Raw genomic sequence first — 15,947 nt, forward strand, 5'->3', positions numbered from 1 at the left:
ACCTCCTGCTGGCCCCTCACGTCGCCCCCGTCCCCCACACACTTGAAGGGTGATGAAAACGACGATAGAGCGTGCGCCGTGAGGCGAACAGCCTGCGTGACTGGCCACATGGCCGGAGTGCGAGGGCGCGGAAGAGGCGTGGCCTCCGGCCGAGGCGCGCGGCTGAGGTCACCCGTTCCTCTGCGGTGGGCGTGGCGTCGGCGCCCTCAGGGAACTTGAGCCTTGAAGGCGGTTTGCTCCGGCGCGGGAAGAGCCACTTGCGGCGCGTTCCGCGGGCCCGCGGAGGCAGGGACTGGCGACCTCGCTCGGAGTGAGCACCGGTCTAAGCCTCGTTCAAGCTCAGGACCAAGGGAAGGTCGGGGCCGTACGGAGGGTTCCCACCGGCACCCGGCGGCGACCGCGCGAGCAGGCGTGCGAGCAGGCGCGCGAAGAAGCCCTGCTCGTCGAGGAGTTGCCCGAACCCCAGGTCTTCGCCCATGGACCCCGCCTGGATGAGCGGCCGGCCTCCGTGATCTGACGGATATTGGGTAGCGCCCGAGTGTGCGCTCTTCTAGGGTGAGGATCGCTTCGCGCGGTGGCCGTCGGCTGCCGTGGTCTGCTGAGTGAGGAACGGGAGGTGTGACCGATGGCTGTCTCTGTGGTGGGCGCTGCCCGCAACCAGAAGATCATCCACTCCACCTCCGTGGCCTCCGGCTGACCTTTCCTGCTTCTTCGCGCCTGTGACTGCGCGCGGCCGGGGCCACCCCTGTGAAGGGTTCCCCTTGAATCTCTCTTCTCTTTCGGCTTCTTCCGCTTCGTCGCACCCTCTGGCCCCGTACGGCTGGGACGAAGCATGGGAAGCGGAGTTCTCTTCGTACGGCGAGCAGGGTCTCCTGCCCGGCCGCGTCGTACGCGTCGACCGCGGGCAGTGTGACGTCGTCACCGCCGACGGTCTCCTCCGCGCCGACACGGCGTTCGTCACCCCGCACGATCCGCTGCGGGTCGTGTGCACCGGTGACTGGGTCGCCGTCGAACCGGCCGGGTACCCGCAGTACGTACGCGCGTATCTGCCGCGCCGTACCGCCTTCGTGCGCTCCACCTCCTCCAAGCGGTCCGAGGGGCAGATCCTCGCCGCCAACGTCGACCACGCCATCGTCGCCGTGTCACTGGCCGTCGAACTCGACCTGGGGCGCATCGAGCGCTTCCTCGCGCTGGCGTGGGAGTCGGGCGCGCAGCCGCTCGTGGTGCTCACCAAGGCCGACCTCGTGCCGGACGCGGTGACGCTCGCGCATCTGGTCCAGGACGTGGAGACCACGGCGCCGGGTGTGCCGGTGCTGTCGGTCAGCGCGCTGGACGGGGCCGGGCTCGACGTCCTCGTCGCGGTCGTCTCCGGCGGTACGTCCGTGCTGCTCGGGCAGTCCGGGGCGGGCAAGTCGACGCTCGCGAACGCGCTGCTCGGCGAGGACGTGATGGAGGTCCAGGCCGCGCGCGACGTCGACGGCAAGGGCCGTCATACGACCACCACCCGCAATCTGCTCGCCCTGCCGGGCGGCGGCGTCCTCATCGACACGCCGGGGCTGCGCGGTGTCGGCCTCTGGGACGCCGAGGCCGGGGTCGGCCAGGTGTTCTCGGAGATCGAGGCGCTGGCCGAGCGGTGCCGATTCCAGGACTGCGCGCACGAGAGCGAGCCGGGGTGCGCGGTGCGCTCCGCCATCGACGCCGGTGAGCTGCCCGAGCGGCGGATGGAGAGCTACCGGAAGTTGATGCGGGAGAACCAGCGGATCGTGGCCAAGACGGATGCGCGGCTTCGGGCCGAGATCAAGCGGGACTGGAAGCGGAAGGGGGCGGAAGGGCGCGCGGCGATGGAGGCGAAGCGGGGGCGTTGGCAGTGACGTTCCCGGCGTCCGAGTGACCGCGTCCGGGGGGCTGCCGGCCCCCGGACCCCTGCTTCGGTCCTGAACGCGTCTCGTCCTCGAATGTTGGACGGGCTGGTTGGTCAGCGCCATGTCCGTTTTCCGCTAGCCCACACCCCGGTCACGGCGGGACACTGGGCGGTGTGATGGACGAAGACACCAGGTACGAGGCCGTGCGGAGCCGTGACGCCCGTTTCGACGGCGAGTTCTTCTTCGCCGTCGAGACGACCGGCATCTACTGCCGCCCCAGCTGCCCGGCGGTCACGCCGAAGCGGTGCAATGTGCGGTTCTTCGCGACGGCCGCCGCCGCGCAGGGCTCGGGTTTCCGGGCCTGCCGGCGGTGCCGGCCGGACGCCGTGCCCGGGTCCGCCGAGTGGAACGTACGGGCCGACGCGGTCGGGCGGGCCATGCGGCTGATCGGCGACGGGATCGTCGACCGGGAAGGCGTCGCCGGGCTCGCCGCGCGGCTGGGCTACAGCGCCCGGCAGGTGCAGCGCCAGCTCACCGCCGAGCTCGGCGCCGGGCCGGTGGCCCTCGCCCGGGCCCAGCGGGCACACACCGCGCGGGTGCTGCTGCAGACCACCGAGCTGCCGATCACGGAGATCGCGTTCGCGGCCGGGTTCGCCAGTGTGCGGCAGTTCAACGACACGATCCGGGCCGTCTACGCCTCGACCCCGAGCGGGCTGCGCGCCGCCGCACCAACCGGCGGCCGCCCTTCCCGGCGTACGGCGACACCCTCGGCGGGGATCCCCCTGCGGCTCGCCTACCGGGGCCCTTACCAGGCCGGAGCCGTCTTCGACCTGCTGGCCCGCGAGGCCGTCGCCGGCCTCGAGGACGTCTCCGGTCCGCCGGGTCACCGCACCTACCGCCGCACCCTCCGGCTGCCCCACGGCACCGCCATCGTGGCGGTGGAGGAGCGGCTGGACGGCGCGGGGAGGCAGGCGCGGGCGGCTCACCCCGGCGGCTGGCTCGACGCCCGCCTGCATCTCACTGATCCCCGCGACCTGACCACCGCCGTCCACCGGTTGCGGCGGCTGTTCGACCTGGATGCCGATCCCTACGCCGTCGACGAGCGGCTCGGCGGCGACCCCCGGCTCGCTCCGCTGGTCGCCGCCCGGCCGGGGCTGCGGTCGCCCGGGACCGCCGACGCGGAGGAGCTGGCCGTACGGACGCTCGTGGGGCCGGAGCGGGCCGAAGTGCTGGTGCGGCGGTACGGCAAGGTGCTCGACGCGCCCTGCGGCAACCTCACCCACCTGTTCCCCGAGGCGGCCGTCCTCGCCGAGGCCGAGCCCCACGGCCCCCTGGGCGCGCTCACCGCCGCCCTCGCCGACGGCGCCGTACGACTGGACCCGGGCGCCGACCGGGACGAGGCGGAGGAGGCGCTGCTGGGGCTGCCCGGGCTCGACGCCCGTACCGTCACCGGCATCCGCACCCGTGCCCTCGGTGATCCGGACGTCACCCCGCCCGGCGTCGATGCCCCTGACAGCTGGCGCCCCTGGCGCTCTTACGCCTCGCAACACCTGCGTGCAGCAGGGGAGTTGGAGTAACCATGATTGTCCCGACCGCGCACTGGACCGAAGTCGACAGCCCTGTCGGCCCGCTCCTCCTCACCGCCGACCCCACGACCGGCGCTCTGACCTCCCTCTCCGTGCCCGGCCAGAAGGGCGGCCGTACCGTCCAGGAAGGCTGGCGGCACGACCCCGCACTCTTCCGTGCCGCCGAGGAACAGCTGGCCGCCTACTTCGCCGGTGAACTCAAGGAATTCCAGTTGGAGCTGAGCAGCGGCGGCAGCGAGTTCCGGGAGCGGGTCTGGGCCGCCCTCGACACCGTTCCCTACGGCGCGACCACGACGTACGGCGAGATCGCCGCGCGGATCGGTGCCTCCCGCGCCGCCGTACGGGCCGTCGGCGGCGCGATCGGCGCCAACCCCCTGCTGATCGTCCGCCCCTGCCACCGTGTGATCGGGGCCGACGGCTCCCTGACCGGGTACGCGGGCGGCCTCGAACGCAAGATGCGGCTGCTCACGCTGGAGGGCAGGCTCTAGGCCGGACACGGCCTAGGGGTCTCCGGCTCGGCCGTCGGCTTCAGCTCCGCCGGGAGCCCCCAGCGCGGTGCCTCCGCGTTCGGCCGCACCGGCGCGATCGTCAGGTCCGGGCGGTCGCCGCGCGCCGTGATCAGCGCCGAGTCGCCCTTCCGCAGGGCGATGCGGAGCGCGCCCTCCCCGGCGTCGGAGTGGCGCAGCGGCCGGCCCCGTCCGTCCCGCACGTCGACCGGTCCCGCGATGCCGTGCCGACCCGATGAATCAGCCTCGGCGGCCTCAGATCGCCAGCCTCAGATCACCAGCCTCAGATCACCAGGCCCAGACCAGCCCCGGACTATCAGCCCCAGATCACTGCCCACACCCACGCCCCCGCGATCAGCTGGCACGTGAACAGCTCCGCCAGCACACTCGACCCACCCGACCGCATCGCCGTCCGCAACGCGGCCCTCGCCTCACCGTGGCGGCCGAGCCGGAGCCGTTCTCCGAGGTAGACGCCCGCCATGAAGCCGGGGACCGAGCCGAGCACGGGGATCAGGAAGAAGCCCAGGAACGACCCCGTTCCGGCGTACGCGACCACCCGCCGGCTCGCCCAGTTCGGGCGCAGTCCGCGCGGTGGCAGGGCCCAGCGCACCACCTGGGAGACGAACAGCGCGACGGTGGCCCCGACCAGCACCCACCACGCGACCGGCTGGGGGTCCTGCAGCGCCCACCACATGACGGCGGCCCACACCAGCCACGACCCCGGCACACCGGGTACCAGCACTCCGCAGAGGCCGAGCAGGAGGACCAGGCCGACCAGTGCGAGGTCCGACACTCCCATCTGACCAGAGTGCCGGAGCCCGCGAGAACCCGCAGATCAGCCTCGTCGCCGCAGGCCCGACCCACGGTCACCCGTGCCGCCCCCCGCACCCCGTCACCCCTGCCGCCCCCGCACCCCGTCCCCCTACCGAACCCCGCCCCCTGCCGCCCCCGCACCCCGTCCCCCCTACCGCCCCCGAGCCACCCACCCCCGCTCGTACGCGTGCCACCCCAGCTGCAGCCGGGTCGTCACCCCGGTCAGTTCCATCAGCCGCTTGACCCGGCGCTGCACGGTCCTCAGGCCCAGGTCCAGCTGCTTGGCCACGCTCGCGTCGGTCAGGCCGGCGAGGAGCAGGGAGAGCACCTCCAGGTCGGTGTCGTCAGGTCCGTCGGGCTGCTGCTCGGTGACGCCGGACGTGCCGAGGCGGAGCGGCAGCGCCTCCCGCCACACCGACTCGAACAGCCCGGAGAGCAGTTCCAGCAGTCCGCTCGCGTGAACGACAAGGGCGGCCGGCTCCGCGGTGTGCGAGGTGAGCGGCACCAGGGCGAGCGTCCGGTCGGCGATCACCAGCTTGGTCGGGACCTGGTCCACGACCCGTACCTGCTCCTCGCGGCCGAGGGCGGCGGACAGCTCGGTGATGCCGTCCGGCTGGTCGAGGACCGCGCGCTCCAGGACCACCCGGTAGCGGACGCCGCGGTCGGCGGCCTGCTCCTCGGCGTCGTTCTCCATCCCGGTGACGGCGACCGGGTTGCCGGTGACCAGCGCGCACACCTCGTCGCTCGCCCCGAGCTGGAGCTGGAGGAAGCGCTGCGAGACGGCGGCCGCGCCGATCACCACCTCGACGAGATCGTGCACGGCGGGCTCGGCGGCCCCCGCCCGGTACTCCTCGGCGAGCAACGCGGCCGCCAGCTCCGCCTTCTCCAGCTCGTGCCGCTGCTGGGTGAGCAGCGCGCCCAGCGCCACCCCGGGCGGCGCGGCGACCCAGCGGCCGGGCCGGGCCGAGGACTGGGCCGCGAGTCCGTGCCGCTCCAGACGGCGCAGTGCGCGCTCGGTGTCGTACTCGCCGAGCGTCAGCCGCCGCGCGAGGCCCGGTACGTCGGCGGCCCCCACGGACACCAGGGCCCGGTACGCCGACTCATGCGTCTCGTCGAGACCAATCACTCCCAGCATCGGGCCGCGCCTCTCCCCAAAAGACCACCGGTGTTCGGTCCGTGGCGGAAAACGGCCACGGCGTGAAACCGCCTCGGCACATCATCGCCGCACCACCCGTCACTCTGCCAAGGTGTCGCCACAGCAGCATCAATCACCGCCCGCTTTGCCCGACTTGGGCCATCTTGGCCTGCGCTTTCGCGTCCATGGGGCAGGCGGCGGCACGGAAGAGGGCGATCTTGGGGAGAGAGGTATCGCGTACGGCCATGGGCGCGGCGACCGCCTCGATCCCGGCCGTGACGACATCCGTGCCCGACGAGGACGAAAACACGTACTCGCGGGGCATACCGCTGCTTTCCCGCGGTACACGCTGCCGGAGGACGGCCTCAAGACGCTCCGCGCCGAGGACGGACGGGAGATCACGCTCACGACGGCGGGACCTGGACGGCGACGGTGGACCACAGCGGAACGACAGGAAGGCAGGTCACACTCGAGACCGTCCTGACCGACTCGAACGGCACGTCGGTCACCCAGATCGTGACCCGGGCCCACGACGTGCGCCGAGCGCGCGAAGGGGATCTGGGCCCGGGTCACTCGGCAGTCGCCGGGCGGTTCTCCCGTGGGGGGTGGGACCGCCCGGCGACATGTTCGCCCCTTGTTTCGCCCGGAGTATCGCAAGACTGTTCAACACCTCACCCGACAACGGCTTTCGAGGCGCTTCACCGGGTCGGATTTTCCTGATGCCCCGTTTTCATCCGGCCCCTGCGGTGGACAATTGGGGGCATGAGCCAGCAGGGGGGTAGGCCCACCGCTCACGAGGACGACTGGTGGGGGCAGCTGTACGGTGACTTCACCGAGGACACGGGCCCCACGGCGGCGCCCGACTCGCTGGACGACCGGTTCGCTTCCGCGGCGGGGACGGTGAACCAGCACTCGGGGGCGGGGATTTCGGGGGCGGGCGCGGCTGTTCCGGCGCCGCGGGCCGACACCGATGCCCCACCGGGCCGGTCGACGTTCCCGCCGGGTCTGCCGAAGCCGCCGGGGTTCCCCGTGGAGTCACCGCCGGCCGACGAGGGGCCGCCGCAACCGGCTCCGGTCCCGGCCCCTGGCCCCGGGCAACCTGCCCCGCCCACCCCCGCCCCCCGGCCTCTCGACTACGTGGGTGACGGCCCTCCCACCTACGCCGCCGCACCCACCGCCCTCCCGCCGGCGGACCCCGACGACCTGGACGACCTGGTCGCCGACACCGTCCTCGACGGCGCCCGCTACGGCGCCTGCACGCTGCGTGCCGTGTCCCTGCGCGGAGACTCCGCCCGCTACCGGGGTGAACCCCGCCGCGACTCCCTCCTCACCGCCCGCTTCGGCACCGGCGAACACGCCCTGATCCTGGTGGCGATGGCCACCGGCGCCCGCGCCACCCCGGGCGCGCACCGTGCCGCCGCCGAGGCCTGTCACTGGATCGGCCGGGCCGTCGGCCGCAGCCACCCGAAGCTCGCGGAGGACATAAGGGCCGCCCGGCGCGGCGACCTGAAGTCCGGACTTCACCGCCTCACCGACCGCAGCCTCGGCAAACTCCGCGCCAGCGCCGCCGAACAGGGCATCGAACCCGAGGAGTACGCGGCGACCCTGCGCTGCCTCCTCCTGCCCGCCGACCCGGAATGCCGTACGCGCGTGTTCTTCGGCGTCGGCACGGGGGGACTCTTCCGCCTGCGGAACGGCGAATGGCAGGACATCGAGCCCCGCGTCACCGACGTCACGGGCGAGCCCGTCGTCGGCTTCGGCTCACTCCCCGCCGAGACTCCCGAGGGCGACCGCCTCACCATGGACCTCGGCATCACCACACCCCCGAGCCCCTACGACCAGGCCCCCGAGCCGCCCCGCGAACCCTTCCGCTTCCGCGCCTCCGTGGCCCGCCCCGGCGACACCCTCCTGATGTGCACCGGCGGCCTCGCCGACCCCCTGCGCGGCGAACCCGAACTCGCCGCCCACCTCACCGGACGCTGGTCCGACCCGGAGCCGCCCGGACTCGCCGAGTTCCTCGCCGACACCCAGGTCCGGGTGAAGGGATACGCCGACGACCGTACGGCCGCGGCGGTGTGGGAGGCGTAGCGGCCCCTGGCCCAACGGCTCAGTTGTACGGCACCCACTCACGGGCCGAGGTGTCGTAGGCATAGTTCGGCAGGCCCTTGGTGCTCGTCGTGCGGAACGGGCGGCCGTGGTCGTCGATACGGACCGTGCCGGTGCGGCCCTGCGAGGACCAGTCCAGTTCGAGATACCAGCCGCAGTCGCAGCCGTCCGTCCGCGCGTCGACCAGCAGCACCTCCGGGTCCTCGGCCGACACGCGGTACGGCAGCTTCATCGCCGGGATCGTGGTGCCCGAGTCGTTGCCGTCGGCCGGGCGGGCGATGGGCCGGTCCTTGTCCAGGTCGACATCGAAGTAGCGAGGCGTCAGCGCTCCGCCGCAGCCGTGGTCCATGGCGTACGAGGTGCCCTCGACGGGTGCCGCGCGGCCGGCGACGCGGACGCGCAACGCCTCCAGGACTACGGCCGTGGACGTCCGCCCCTGCACGGTGATCTTCACCAGCGTCTGCCCGCCGTGCACCGCGCCCTGCGTCCGCGCCCAGGTCTCGGCGTCCTGCGGGGCCGGCGGCGGGGGCACCTGCTGCGGGGCCTTGGTGATGACGTAGTCGTGGCCGCAGCCGGCCTGCCACACATGGGAGTTGGCGCTCCAGGTGAGGGGCAGACCGGCCGGGGGCTGCCGCGGACCGGCTCCCTTTGACGGGCTGTCGGCGGATCCCGTGGGCTTCACCGAGGACTTCTTCGACGTCGGTGTACCGCCCGAGGGAGTCGGCGTGGTGAGGGAGGGCTTCGATGACGCGGTCGAGGTCGGGCCGGGAGCGTCGGCCGCCTCCGTACGGGTCGGATCGGCGCCCTGGACGGAGTCGCTCGCTCGGGAACGGTCGTCGTCCGGCAGAGCGGAGAGGCTCCCCAGGGTGGCGAGGAGGGCCGTCGCCACGGCAGCGGAGACCAGGAGGCGCCTTCGCCGGTACCAAGGGCGGTGAGCAGGCGCGCCCGGTGCAGGCTCTTCGCGGACCGGTGCGGGGGAGTCGTCCGGCGGACCTTCCGTGGCGGAGGGGGCGCCGTCCGTGCCGCCCGTCGCCGGGGGAGCCGCCGTCCGCGACCGCTGGCGCGCCGCCACCGCCAGGATCCAGCGGCGGTGCAGCTCCAGCCGCTCCTCCGGGGTCGCCTCGCACAACGCGGCGAACCGTTCCACGGGGGCGAAGTCGAGGGGGACCGCGTCACCGGCGCAGTAGCGGTGCAGCGTCGAGGTGTTCATGTTCAGACGGCGGGCCAGCTGTCCGTAGCTGCGGTCGGTGCGGTCCTTCAGGCGCCTGAGCGACGCCGCGAACTCCTGGACGTCGTCGTCCTGTGCTGCAGACACCGTTCCCCCGTGTCCTCACCGTCCCGGGACGGCATCCCAGGCACTCCATATACCTGCACGTCAGAAGGGCTGGGATGGTTCCACCGTCGCGGATCGGGTGCGGGAGCTTGCGGCGGCCCGCTGTGGCGGCTGATGCTCTTGGTGTCGCACCGACCAGGGCCGGACGGACCATCCGCCGTAGGTGACGACCACTTTCGATCGCTCACGCTCTCATCTGACTCTTCTCACTCATCTCATTCACGGGGGACACCCATGCCCAAGCGCACTCGAACCGGCGCGCTCGCCGCACTCGCCGTCGCGACTCTCGCCGCCGGCGCCGCACTCACCGCTGCGCCTGCCGGCGCCGCGACCAAGGCGCCCGCGCCGAAGTTCCTGTCGGCGTCCCAACTCCCGCCGCACCCTTCCTCCGCCTGGACCGCCGACAAGGTCACCGACGGCGTCCCGGAGGAGATGCAGTACTGCTTCGGCGAGTCGCTGCTCGCCTACGACTCCCGCTACCGCACCTTCCGCACCGAGCTGGAGACCAACGCCCAGCAGCTCAACGTCGTGGTGGGCGACAGCGCCAAGGCCAAGGCGCTCGCCACCCGCCTCGACAAGGAGATCAAGCGCTGTGTCGCCCGCATGGACGCCGCCCCGGACATCGAGGCCGACTACAAGAGCTACGGCAGCCTGCCGGTCGAGGAGGGCGCCCGCGTCCACGGCTTCGCGACCCGTGCCTCGTGGGGTGCCATGGACATCCACCTCCTCTCCGTCGGCCGGGACGGCGGCACCGTGACCGTCGTGCAGTGGGGACAGATGGGCGACTTCACACACGCGCCGGTGAAGGCCTTCAGGAAGACGACCACCACCGCGGTCAACAAGCTCTACTGACCGGCGCGGCACCGGCCCACCGGACCAGCGGGGCCGCCCTCCCGGACGGGGGTCGGGCGGGCGGCCCCGCATCACCGACGGACATCGAGGGCTGCTGAACAAGCGAATTCCGGCCAGTTTCGTGGGGCGCGGGCTCGGCACGGGGCGTCGGCGTCGACGGCGCCTCGATGTCGAGCTCTCAACTGCCCCATGCCCGCGTCACATACGGCCGGAACGGTAGCGGGGAATCGGCGGGCGGGGCGATCTCCTCCGGTCCGGACGCCCGTGCGCACGTCGGCTCGAAGCCGTGCGGGACTGCCCTGGTCGGGCCGCTCCCGCCGGGAACGGATGAACCGCCCCGCCTCCTCCCACCCGGCGCCCGCCCTCGGTCCGCAAGCCGCGCCGTGGCCGGTGGCCGACTCGGTCCGCTCGTCGCGCAGGGCGGCTTCCCGGCGTCCGGTGGGTGACGTTCCGGGTTTCATGCACCCGGCGTGCGCCGCTCCAACCTTGGCCGAACACCCGGTCGTTGACGATTCGACATGACTGGCGCCGGTTCCATCGGGAAATGGATCCCGTGAACGTGTTCGAGCCAGGAGGGGAACCGACATCGGCACGCGGGCGGGGGTCATGAAGAGGCAGGCACGAGGGGGCGGTCCCATAGCGTACGGGGCCTCCTCGGTGGAGACAGTGGAGGACCAGGCCGCGAGTGCGGGGGAACTCGCGCGGACGCCGCAGCTCAGGCGCAGACTCGGGCGGGCGGACCTACGGGCCGTACCGGAGGCGCGCAGGGCGCTGCGCGACCTGTTGCGGCACTGGGGGAGGCCCGGACGATCGGACATAGCCGAACTGCTGACCAGCGAGCTCGTCACCAACGCGATCGTCCACACCGACCATGAGGCGGTCCTGACGGCGACCGTCGGACCGGACGGACTCCGGGTGGAGGTGCGGGACTTCGTGGCCCGGCGGCCCAGACTGCGCGTACCGATCGCCGACGACGGTACGAACGGCAGAGGCCTGGTCCTGGTCCAGTCCCTCGCGGACGCCTGGGGCGTCCAGCCGCACGGGGTGGGGAAGGCGGTGTGGTTCGAACTCGACGCGGACGCCGCGTGACGCTCGGTGCCGGTGCCGTCCGACACGGGAAGGGGCGCGACCCGAGCCTCGGGTCGCGCCCCTTCCCGTCGATGAGTGGCGTGCTCAGCCGAACTGCTGCTCAAGATCCTTGAGCTTGCGCTCCAGGGAGTCGAGCCGTGGCAGCGCCATTGTGTCGTCCTCCGCGGTGAGGTCGACGGCGACCGGGTCAGAACCGGTGCGTACGGGCTGAAGCGAGGGACGTGACCGTACGGGCAGCTGCTCCGCGGATATGGCAGGCTCCGCGGTGACCTGAGTCGACGCACGCTCCAGAGCCTGCGTCTCGCCCTGGCGGCCGCCACGGCCGACGAAGCCGCGGTGGCCCCGGCTGATGGCCTTCAGCTGGGCGCGCTCCATGCGCTGCTGCTCGCGGCGGCGCATGCGGGTCTCGTCCTTCTTCCGCTTGTCGTCGCGGACCTCGTCGACCGCCTCGTCCAGGCTGCGCACGCCCTCCAGGAGCATCAGCGACCAGGCCTTGTAGGTCTCGCGGGGGGCCCGCAGCCAGCGGACGATCCGGATCTGCGGGAGGGGCCTCGGCACCAGACCCTGCTCGCGCAGGGCGGCGCGGCGGGTCTGCTTCAGCGCCCGGTCGAAGAGGACCGCGGCGGAGAGGGACATACCGGCGAAGAAGTGCGGGGCGCCGTCGTGGCCGATGCCCCTGGGCGCGTGCACCCAGTTGAACCAGGCCGCGGCGGCCGCGAAGGTCCATACGAGTATCCGGGAGCCGAGGGCCGCGTCACCGTGGCTGGCCTCGCGCACCGCGAGGACGGAACAGAACATCGCGGCGCCGTCCAGACCGAACGGCACGAGGTACTGCCAGCCGTTGTGGAGGCCGAGGTTCTGTTCGCCGAAGCCGACCAGACCGTGGAAGGAGAGCGCGGCGGCCACGGCCGCGCAGCAGAACAGCAGCACATAGGAGGCGGTGCCGTATATGGCTTCCTTGCGCCTGCGGCGCTCCTCGCTGCGCTCCCACGAGTCGTCGGCGCTCGTGTCCTTCCCCGTGGTGGCCTTCCCGCGCCGGAGCACCGCTATCGCCACCAGCAGGCCCAGGAGCAGGACGGCGCCCGGAAGCAACCAGTTCAGCGATATGTCGGTCAATCTCATCTGGGGTCCCTTGCATTGGGATAGGGCGTAACGCCCGCCATAGTGGCCCAATCCCACTGGCCCTCAGGGGGTTTCGGGGCAAGAGGCCGCCAAGGAAGTGCAAGGGAATGCCCAGGGCGGCTTTCTGCTCGAACTGCCGCTTGAGGGGCGGGAGTTGAGTTCGAACAACACTACCCGTGCGGGTGGTTCCACGGAAAGTTCCTGCGTGAAGTGAGGAATCTGTGAAACGCCTGTAACCGTAACGGGTGTCCTGCTCGCGGGTGATCTTACGGCACGGCGGCTTACGCCCGTTCCTGAGGGTGCCTCAACTGGCGGCGGCCAGAAGCTTGGTGACCCGGTCCGCGTCGCAGGTGCGCGGGCAGGTGGGGCAGGTGTCCTCGGGGCGCAGTGTGTAGAACATGCAGCAGCTCGCCCGGTCCCGGGTGGGCAGCGCCTCGCCGTTCGGGCCGGAGAGTTCACGGAAGGCGGCCGAGCCGACGTACGGCCGCGTCGCGCCCGGCAGGAGCAGCTCCAGCTCGCGCTGCGCCCGCTCCTGCTCCCCGTCGCCGAACAGGTGGGCGACGTACCAGAGGCCCTCGACGACCTCGTCGGTCGCCATGCCCCACAGTGCGCGCCCGCGACGCCGCATGCGGGGCCCGAATCCCGCGAGGACCGGTTCGAGGTGCTCGGCGACGGCGGCCCGCACCTCGGCGCGCAGTGCTTCCTCGTCGGGTACGACCCTCGCGCCGGGCAGGGTGGCGGCCGGGTCGCCGGGGAGGCAGGCGAACGTGGCGGGGCGGGCCGCCAGGCGGCCCATGGGGAGGCCGGGGGCCGTGCGGTCGTACGAGACATGCGTCACGGGGAAGCGGGGGACGCGGCGGAGCAGGAACCACGGCACGGTGATCAGCAGGCAGGCGGGCCAGGCGTACCGGTGCAGGCCGAAGCTGGCGACGACGTCCGCGCGTGCGGACTGTCCGTAGTCGCGCAGTATCTGCGCGTCGTCCCAGGCCAGGAAGGTGTCGAGGCCGGTGCCGCCCTCTGCGAGCGCGGTGGCGGTGATCCAGTCGCCGTGGTGGGGGAGTGGTGCGTCGGCGGAGGGCTGGGTGATGTCGAGTCCCGGGAAGACCTCGGTGAGGCGGGTGTAAGCGTCCGCTAGGGCCGAGGGGGGCACAGGCATACTGGACCGCCGATCCGCGAGACTTTGAAGGTAAGGCTTACCTTACCCAAGATCGCTGCGATTTGAACTGTCGTGTTCTGCGCCTAAGGTGCTTGACGGGCGAGTAACAACCAGCCGTAATGACCCCAAGTACCGATACGTCCGGAGGAGGACCCGTGAAGCAGGGCGCGCAGGGCTCCGCGGGGACGGGGAATCCGCCGGTTTCGGAGGCGGGGCGTGGGGCTGCTGCCGGTGCCGGCGAGGCGCGGGTGCCGTCGCAGGGGCGGGCCGCGGACTTGGACGTGGGCCGGGGCCGGGGTCGGGGCGAGGATGTGGACCGGGGCCGGGATGTGGATCTGGGCCGGAGTCCCTCGGTGCCGGCGGCTCGTGGTGAGCACGTCCACAGTGAAGCGCCTATTCCGCGACCGCGGACCGTTGTTCAGCGGGCCTCGGTGCGGGGGCAGGTGCTCGACGCGCTGCGTACCGCGCTGGTCACCGGTGAACTGATGCCCGGGGTGGTCTACTCGGCCCCCGCCCTCGGCGATCGCTTCGGCGTCTCCGCGACGCCGGTCCGTGAGGCCATGCAGCAGCTCGCGCAGGAGGGCGCCGTCGAGGTCGTCCCCAACCGGGGGTTCCGGGTGGTCGAGCGTGGCGCCCGGGAGTTGGCCGAACTCGCCGAGGTGCGCGCGCTGATCGAGATTCCGGTGATGCTGCGGCTGGCCCGTACGGTTCCCGCCGAACGCTGGGCGGAGCTACGGCCGTTGGCCGAGGCGACGGTCCGCGCGGCGTCGACCGGCTGCCGGGCGACCTACGCGGAGACAGACCGTACCTTCCATCGCGCCGTGCTCTCCCTCTGCGGCAACGAACAACTCGTCCAGATCGCGGACGACCTCCACCGCCGCGCCCAGTGGCCCCTGGAGACCCATGCCCGTCCGTCGGGCCGCCACGCCGACCTCCTTGCGGACGCGGCGGAACACATGGCGCTGCTGGATGCGTTGATCGCCGGGGATGTGGACGGGGTGCGGGTGCTGGTGGGGGGACATTTCGCGGGAGATGCCTGCGGCGGCCCGTCTCGGTGAGTGGGGGTTCGCGTAGCGCGGTACGCCCGGTGGGTGGGCCGGAGCCGCGCCGGGGGGTGTCCGTCCTCGGTCCGGCGGGCTGGCCTTGCGTGAGAGGTGCCGTTTCTTGACACCGGACTCTGCGGGCGGACACCCCCCGACGCGTCCCCTTGCCGCCGTGGGCGACTGCGGGCTCGTGGGACCACCGCCTCCCGCCCTCAGGGGACTTCGTCCCAACGGGCTTCGCCTCACAGGTGCCTCACCCCACGCCCCCGCAGGGGCTTCGCCTCGCCTCCGGCGGCGGCCACCCTTCGGCGCCGGTCCAGGCATTCTCAGCCCGTCCGGCGTTTGAGGACGAGCCGGCAGGCCGATGGGGGTCCAGGGGGCGGAGCCCCCTGGCGGGGTCGAAGGGGCGGAGCCCCGGGGGGATGGGATGGGTAGGGGCGGCGGGGGCGAGGGAGACCAGGGCGCGTTACGCCGCCGCGGGTGGCATCGGGGCCAGTTGGCGGGCCAGCCAGGTGGGGACGCCGCCCAGGAGGCGGAACAGGCGGCGAGCCTCCTCGCGGAGCCGCGCGGCCTCCGGCTCGGACTCCGCGTCGGCCAGGGACGCCAGCGCGGGGGCGGTGCCCACCAGATAGCCCAGTTCCTCACGGATGCGCAGGGACTCGGCGAAGCCGTGGCGGGCCTCCGCCAACTCGCCGTCGCGCAGGGCGAGTCCGGCGAGATGGCGCCAGGTGAAGGAGAGGAGGAGGGGGTCGGCGTGGGCCGTCGCGCCCGCGTGTGCGCGGCGGTATGCCGCGCGCGCCGCTTGGGGCGAGCGGGCGAGGTTCTCCGCCAGGAGCCCGCGTCGGAAGTCCAGCAACGCCCTCCCCGCAGCCCCCGGAGGGATCAGCGCCGCCGCCCTCCCCAGCGCGGCCCGCGCCTCGTCGGCCCGGTCGCGCACGGAGTGCAGCGTGGCCGCGTAGGCAAGTTGCCCGCGTTCACAAGCGGCCGCGCCCCGCTCTTCGTCACTGTGGGCGAGCGCCTCGGCCGTACGCAACGCGTCCTCGGCCTCCTCCCAGCCCTGCTCGGTGTAGAGACATCGCTCCACCAGCAGCGCGGCCCGCTGGAGCGCGGCCGGCGCGGTGACCGGCTGTAGCAGGGCCGCCGCGTCCGCCCAGCACGCGCGTGAGCGCAGCCGCCATACCGCGGTCTGGAGTGGATCGTCACCGGCGGTCGTTCCGTTACCAGACATGGCGGTATACGCCACCTCGCCCTCCCCGAGCACGCCATCGAGCTGTTGAGTGGTGGCGGCATCTCAGCACGGATCGCCGGGTTCGGCCAAGAGGGTGGGTGAAGGATTTCACAAAG

16 protein-coding genes are annotated in these 15,947 nt (G+C 72.6%); 7 read left to right on the forward strand and 9 right to left on the reverse strand.

The features are described from left to right. Positions 1-322: 322 nt before the first annotated feature. On the reverse strand, positions 323-478 hold the full coding sequence (locus tag ABIE67_RS36525) for a hypothetical protein (protein WP_370265825.1): 156 nt from the start codon (positions 476-478) through the stop codon (positions 323-325). A gap of 283 nt (positions 479-761) precedes the next feature. On the opposite strand from ABIE67_RS36525, the gene rsgA reads away from it, so the two are divergent. The 3 genes from rsgA (at position 762) to ABIE67_RS36540 (ending at position 3,936) form a co-directional block, all read left to right on the forward strand. Beyond that, entirely contained in the window at positions 762-1,871 is a 1,110-nt protein-coding gene (gene rsgA / locus ABIE67_RS36530; RefSeq protein WP_370265826.1) for a ribosome small subunit-dependent GTPase A, read from the forward strand. 167 nt (positions 1,872-2,038) lie between these two features. Continuing rightward, positions 2,039-3,439 carry a DNA-3-methyladenine glycosylase 2 family protein gene (locus tag ABIE67_RS36535; protein ID WP_370269305.1) on the forward strand — a complete coding sequence of 467 codons (1,401 nt, stop codon included), beginning with the start codon at positions 2,039-2,041 and terminating at the stop codon, positions 3,437-3,439. A 2-nt stretch (positions 3,440-3,441) separates the two neighbouring features. Beyond that, positions 3,442-3,936 (forward strand): methylated-DNA--[protein]-cysteine S-methyltransferase, encoded by a 495-nt coding sequence (locus tag ABIE67_RS36540; protein WP_370265827.1) that lies wholly within the window; start codon positions 3,442-3,444, stop codon positions 3,934-3,936. Here ABIE67_RS36540 and ABIE67_RS36545 read toward each other — a convergent pair. From ABIE67_RS36545 to ABIE67_RS36560, 4 genes are all read right to left on the reverse strand, one after another. After that, on the reverse strand, positions 3,933-4,157 hold the full coding sequence (locus ABIE67_RS36545; RefSeq protein ID WP_370265828.1) for a hypothetical protein: 225 nt from the start codon (positions 4,155-4,157) through the stop codon (positions 3,933-3,935). The genes ABIE67_RS36540 and ABIE67_RS36545 overlap by 4 nt on opposite strands. A gap of 113 nt (positions 4,158-4,270) precedes the next feature. Next, on the reverse strand, positions 4,271-4,753 hold the full coding sequence (locus ABIE67_RS36550; RefSeq protein WP_370265829.1) for a DUF456 domain-containing protein: 483 nt from the start codon (positions 4,751-4,753) through the stop codon (positions 4,271-4,273). A 165-nt stretch (positions 4,754-4,918) separates the two neighbouring features. Next, positions 4,919-5,902, reverse strand: a complete 984-nt coding sequence (locus tag ABIE67_RS36555; RefSeq protein WP_370265830.1) for a helix-turn-helix transcriptional regulator — start codon at positions 5,900-5,902, stop codon at positions 4,919-4,921. Between the two features lie 133 nt (positions 5,903-6,035). After that, positions 6,036-6,227, reverse strand: coding sequence for a hypothetical protein (locus ABIE67_RS36560; RefSeq protein ID WP_370265831.1), 192 nt, complete (start codon positions 6,225-6,227; stop codon positions 6,036-6,038). A 437-nt stretch (positions 6,228-6,664) separates the two neighbouring features. Between ABIE67_RS36560 and ABIE67_RS36565 the strand changes: the two genes are divergently transcribed. Further along, positions 6,665-7,990: a PP2C family serine/threonine-protein phosphatase gene (locus tag ABIE67_RS36565; RefSeq protein ID WP_370265832.1), complete on the forward strand. Its 1,326-nt coding sequence runs from the start codon at positions 6,665-6,667 to the stop codon at positions 7,988-7,990. Between the two features lie 19 nt (positions 7,991-8,009). Here the strand turns inward: ABIE67_RS36565 and ABIE67_RS36570 are convergent, their stop codons facing one another. Beyond that, a complete protein-coding gene (locus tag ABIE67_RS36570; protein WP_370265833.1) occupies positions 8,010-9,323 on the reverse strand; it encodes a helix-turn-helix domain-containing protein in 1,314 nt (437 codons plus the stop codon). A 252-nt stretch (positions 9,324-9,575) separates the two neighbouring features. Between ABIE67_RS36570 and ABIE67_RS36575 the strand changes: the two genes are divergently transcribed. Beyond that, positions 9,576-10,193 (forward strand): hypothetical protein, encoded by a 618-nt coding sequence (locus ABIE67_RS36575; protein WP_370265834.1) that lies wholly within the window; start codon positions 9,576-9,578, stop codon positions 10,191-10,193. A gap of 666 nt (positions 10,194-10,859) precedes the next feature. Next, positions 10,860-11,282 (forward strand): ATP-binding protein, encoded by a 423-nt coding sequence (locus ABIE67_RS36580; RefSeq protein WP_370269307.1) that lies wholly within the window; start codon positions 10,860-10,862, stop codon positions 11,280-11,282. 84 nt (positions 11,283-11,366) lie between these two features. Here the strand turns inward: ABIE67_RS36580 and ABIE67_RS36585 are convergent, their stop codons facing one another. After that, positions 11,367-12,404, reverse strand: coding sequence for a DUF2637 domain-containing protein (locus ABIE67_RS36585; protein WP_370265835.1), 1,038 nt, complete (start codon positions 12,402-12,404; stop codon positions 11,367-11,369). 304 nt (positions 12,405-12,708) lie between these two features. Continuing rightward, entirely contained in the window at positions 12,709-13,560 is an 852-nt protein-coding gene (locus ABIE67_RS36590; protein ID WP_370265836.1) for a (2Fe-2S)-binding protein, read from the reverse strand. A 155-nt stretch (positions 13,561-13,715) separates the two neighbouring features. Between ABIE67_RS36590 and ABIE67_RS36595 the strand changes: the two genes are divergently transcribed. After that, a complete protein-coding gene (locus ABIE67_RS36595) occupies positions 13,716-14,618 on the forward strand; it encodes a GntR family transcriptional regulator (RefSeq protein ID WP_370265837.1) in 903 nt (300 codons plus the stop codon). Positions 14,619-15,069: 451 nt separating this feature from the next. On the opposite strand, the gene ABIE67_RS36600 is transcribed toward ABIE67_RS36595, so the two are convergent. Then, positions 15,070-15,846 (reverse strand): hypothetical protein, encoded by a 777-nt coding sequence (locus ABIE67_RS36600; protein ID WP_370265838.1) that lies wholly within the window; start codon positions 15,844-15,846, stop codon positions 15,070-15,072. Positions 15,847-15,947: the final 101 nt, after the last annotated feature.

This window comes from Streptomyces sp. V4I8 (assembly GCF_041261225.1).
Lineage (GTDB): Bacteria > Actinomycetota > Actinomycetes > Streptomycetales > Streptomycetaceae > Streptomyces.

Coding starts and splice junctions, on each gene's coding strand:
- ABIE67_RS36525 (WP_370265825.1), bottom strand. CDS start 478: ATGGGCGAAGACCTGGGGTTCGGGCAACTCCTCGACGAGCAGGGCTTC.
- ABIE67_RS36535 (WP_370269305.1), top strand. CDS start 2,039: ATGGACGAAGACACCAGGTACGAGGCCGTGCGGAGCCGTGACGCCCGT.
- ABIE67_RS36540 (WP_370265827.1), top strand. CDS start 3,442: ATGATTGTCCCGACCGCGCACTGGACCGAAGTCGACAGCCCTGTCGGC.
- ABIE67_RS36550 (WP_370265829.1), bottom strand. CDS start 4,753: ATGGGAGTGTCGGACCTCGCACTGGTCGGCCTGGTCCTCCTGCTCGGC.
- ABIE67_RS36555 (WP_370265830.1), bottom strand. CDS start 5,902: ATGCTGGGAGTGATTGGTCTCGACGAGACGCATGAGTCGGCGTACCGG.
- ABIE67_RS36560 (WP_370265831.1), bottom strand. CDS start 6,227: ATGCCCCGCGAGTACGTGTTTTCGTCCTCGTCGGGCACGGATGTCGTC.
- ABIE67_RS36565 (WP_370265832.1), top strand. CDS start 6,665: ATGAGCCAGCAGGGGGGTAGGCCCACCGCTCACGAGGACGACTGGTGG.
- ABIE67_RS36575 (WP_370265834.1), top strand. CDS start 9,576: ATGCCCAAGCGCACTCGAACCGGCGCGCTCGCCGCACTCGCCGTCGCG.
- ABIE67_RS36585 (WP_370265835.1), bottom strand. CDS start 12,404: ATGAGATTGACCGACATATCGCTGAACTGGTTGCTTCCGGGCGCCGTC.
- ABIE67_RS36590 (WP_370265836.1), bottom strand. CDS start 13,560: ATGCCTGTGCCCCCCTCGGCCCTAGCGGACGCTTACACCCGCCTCACC.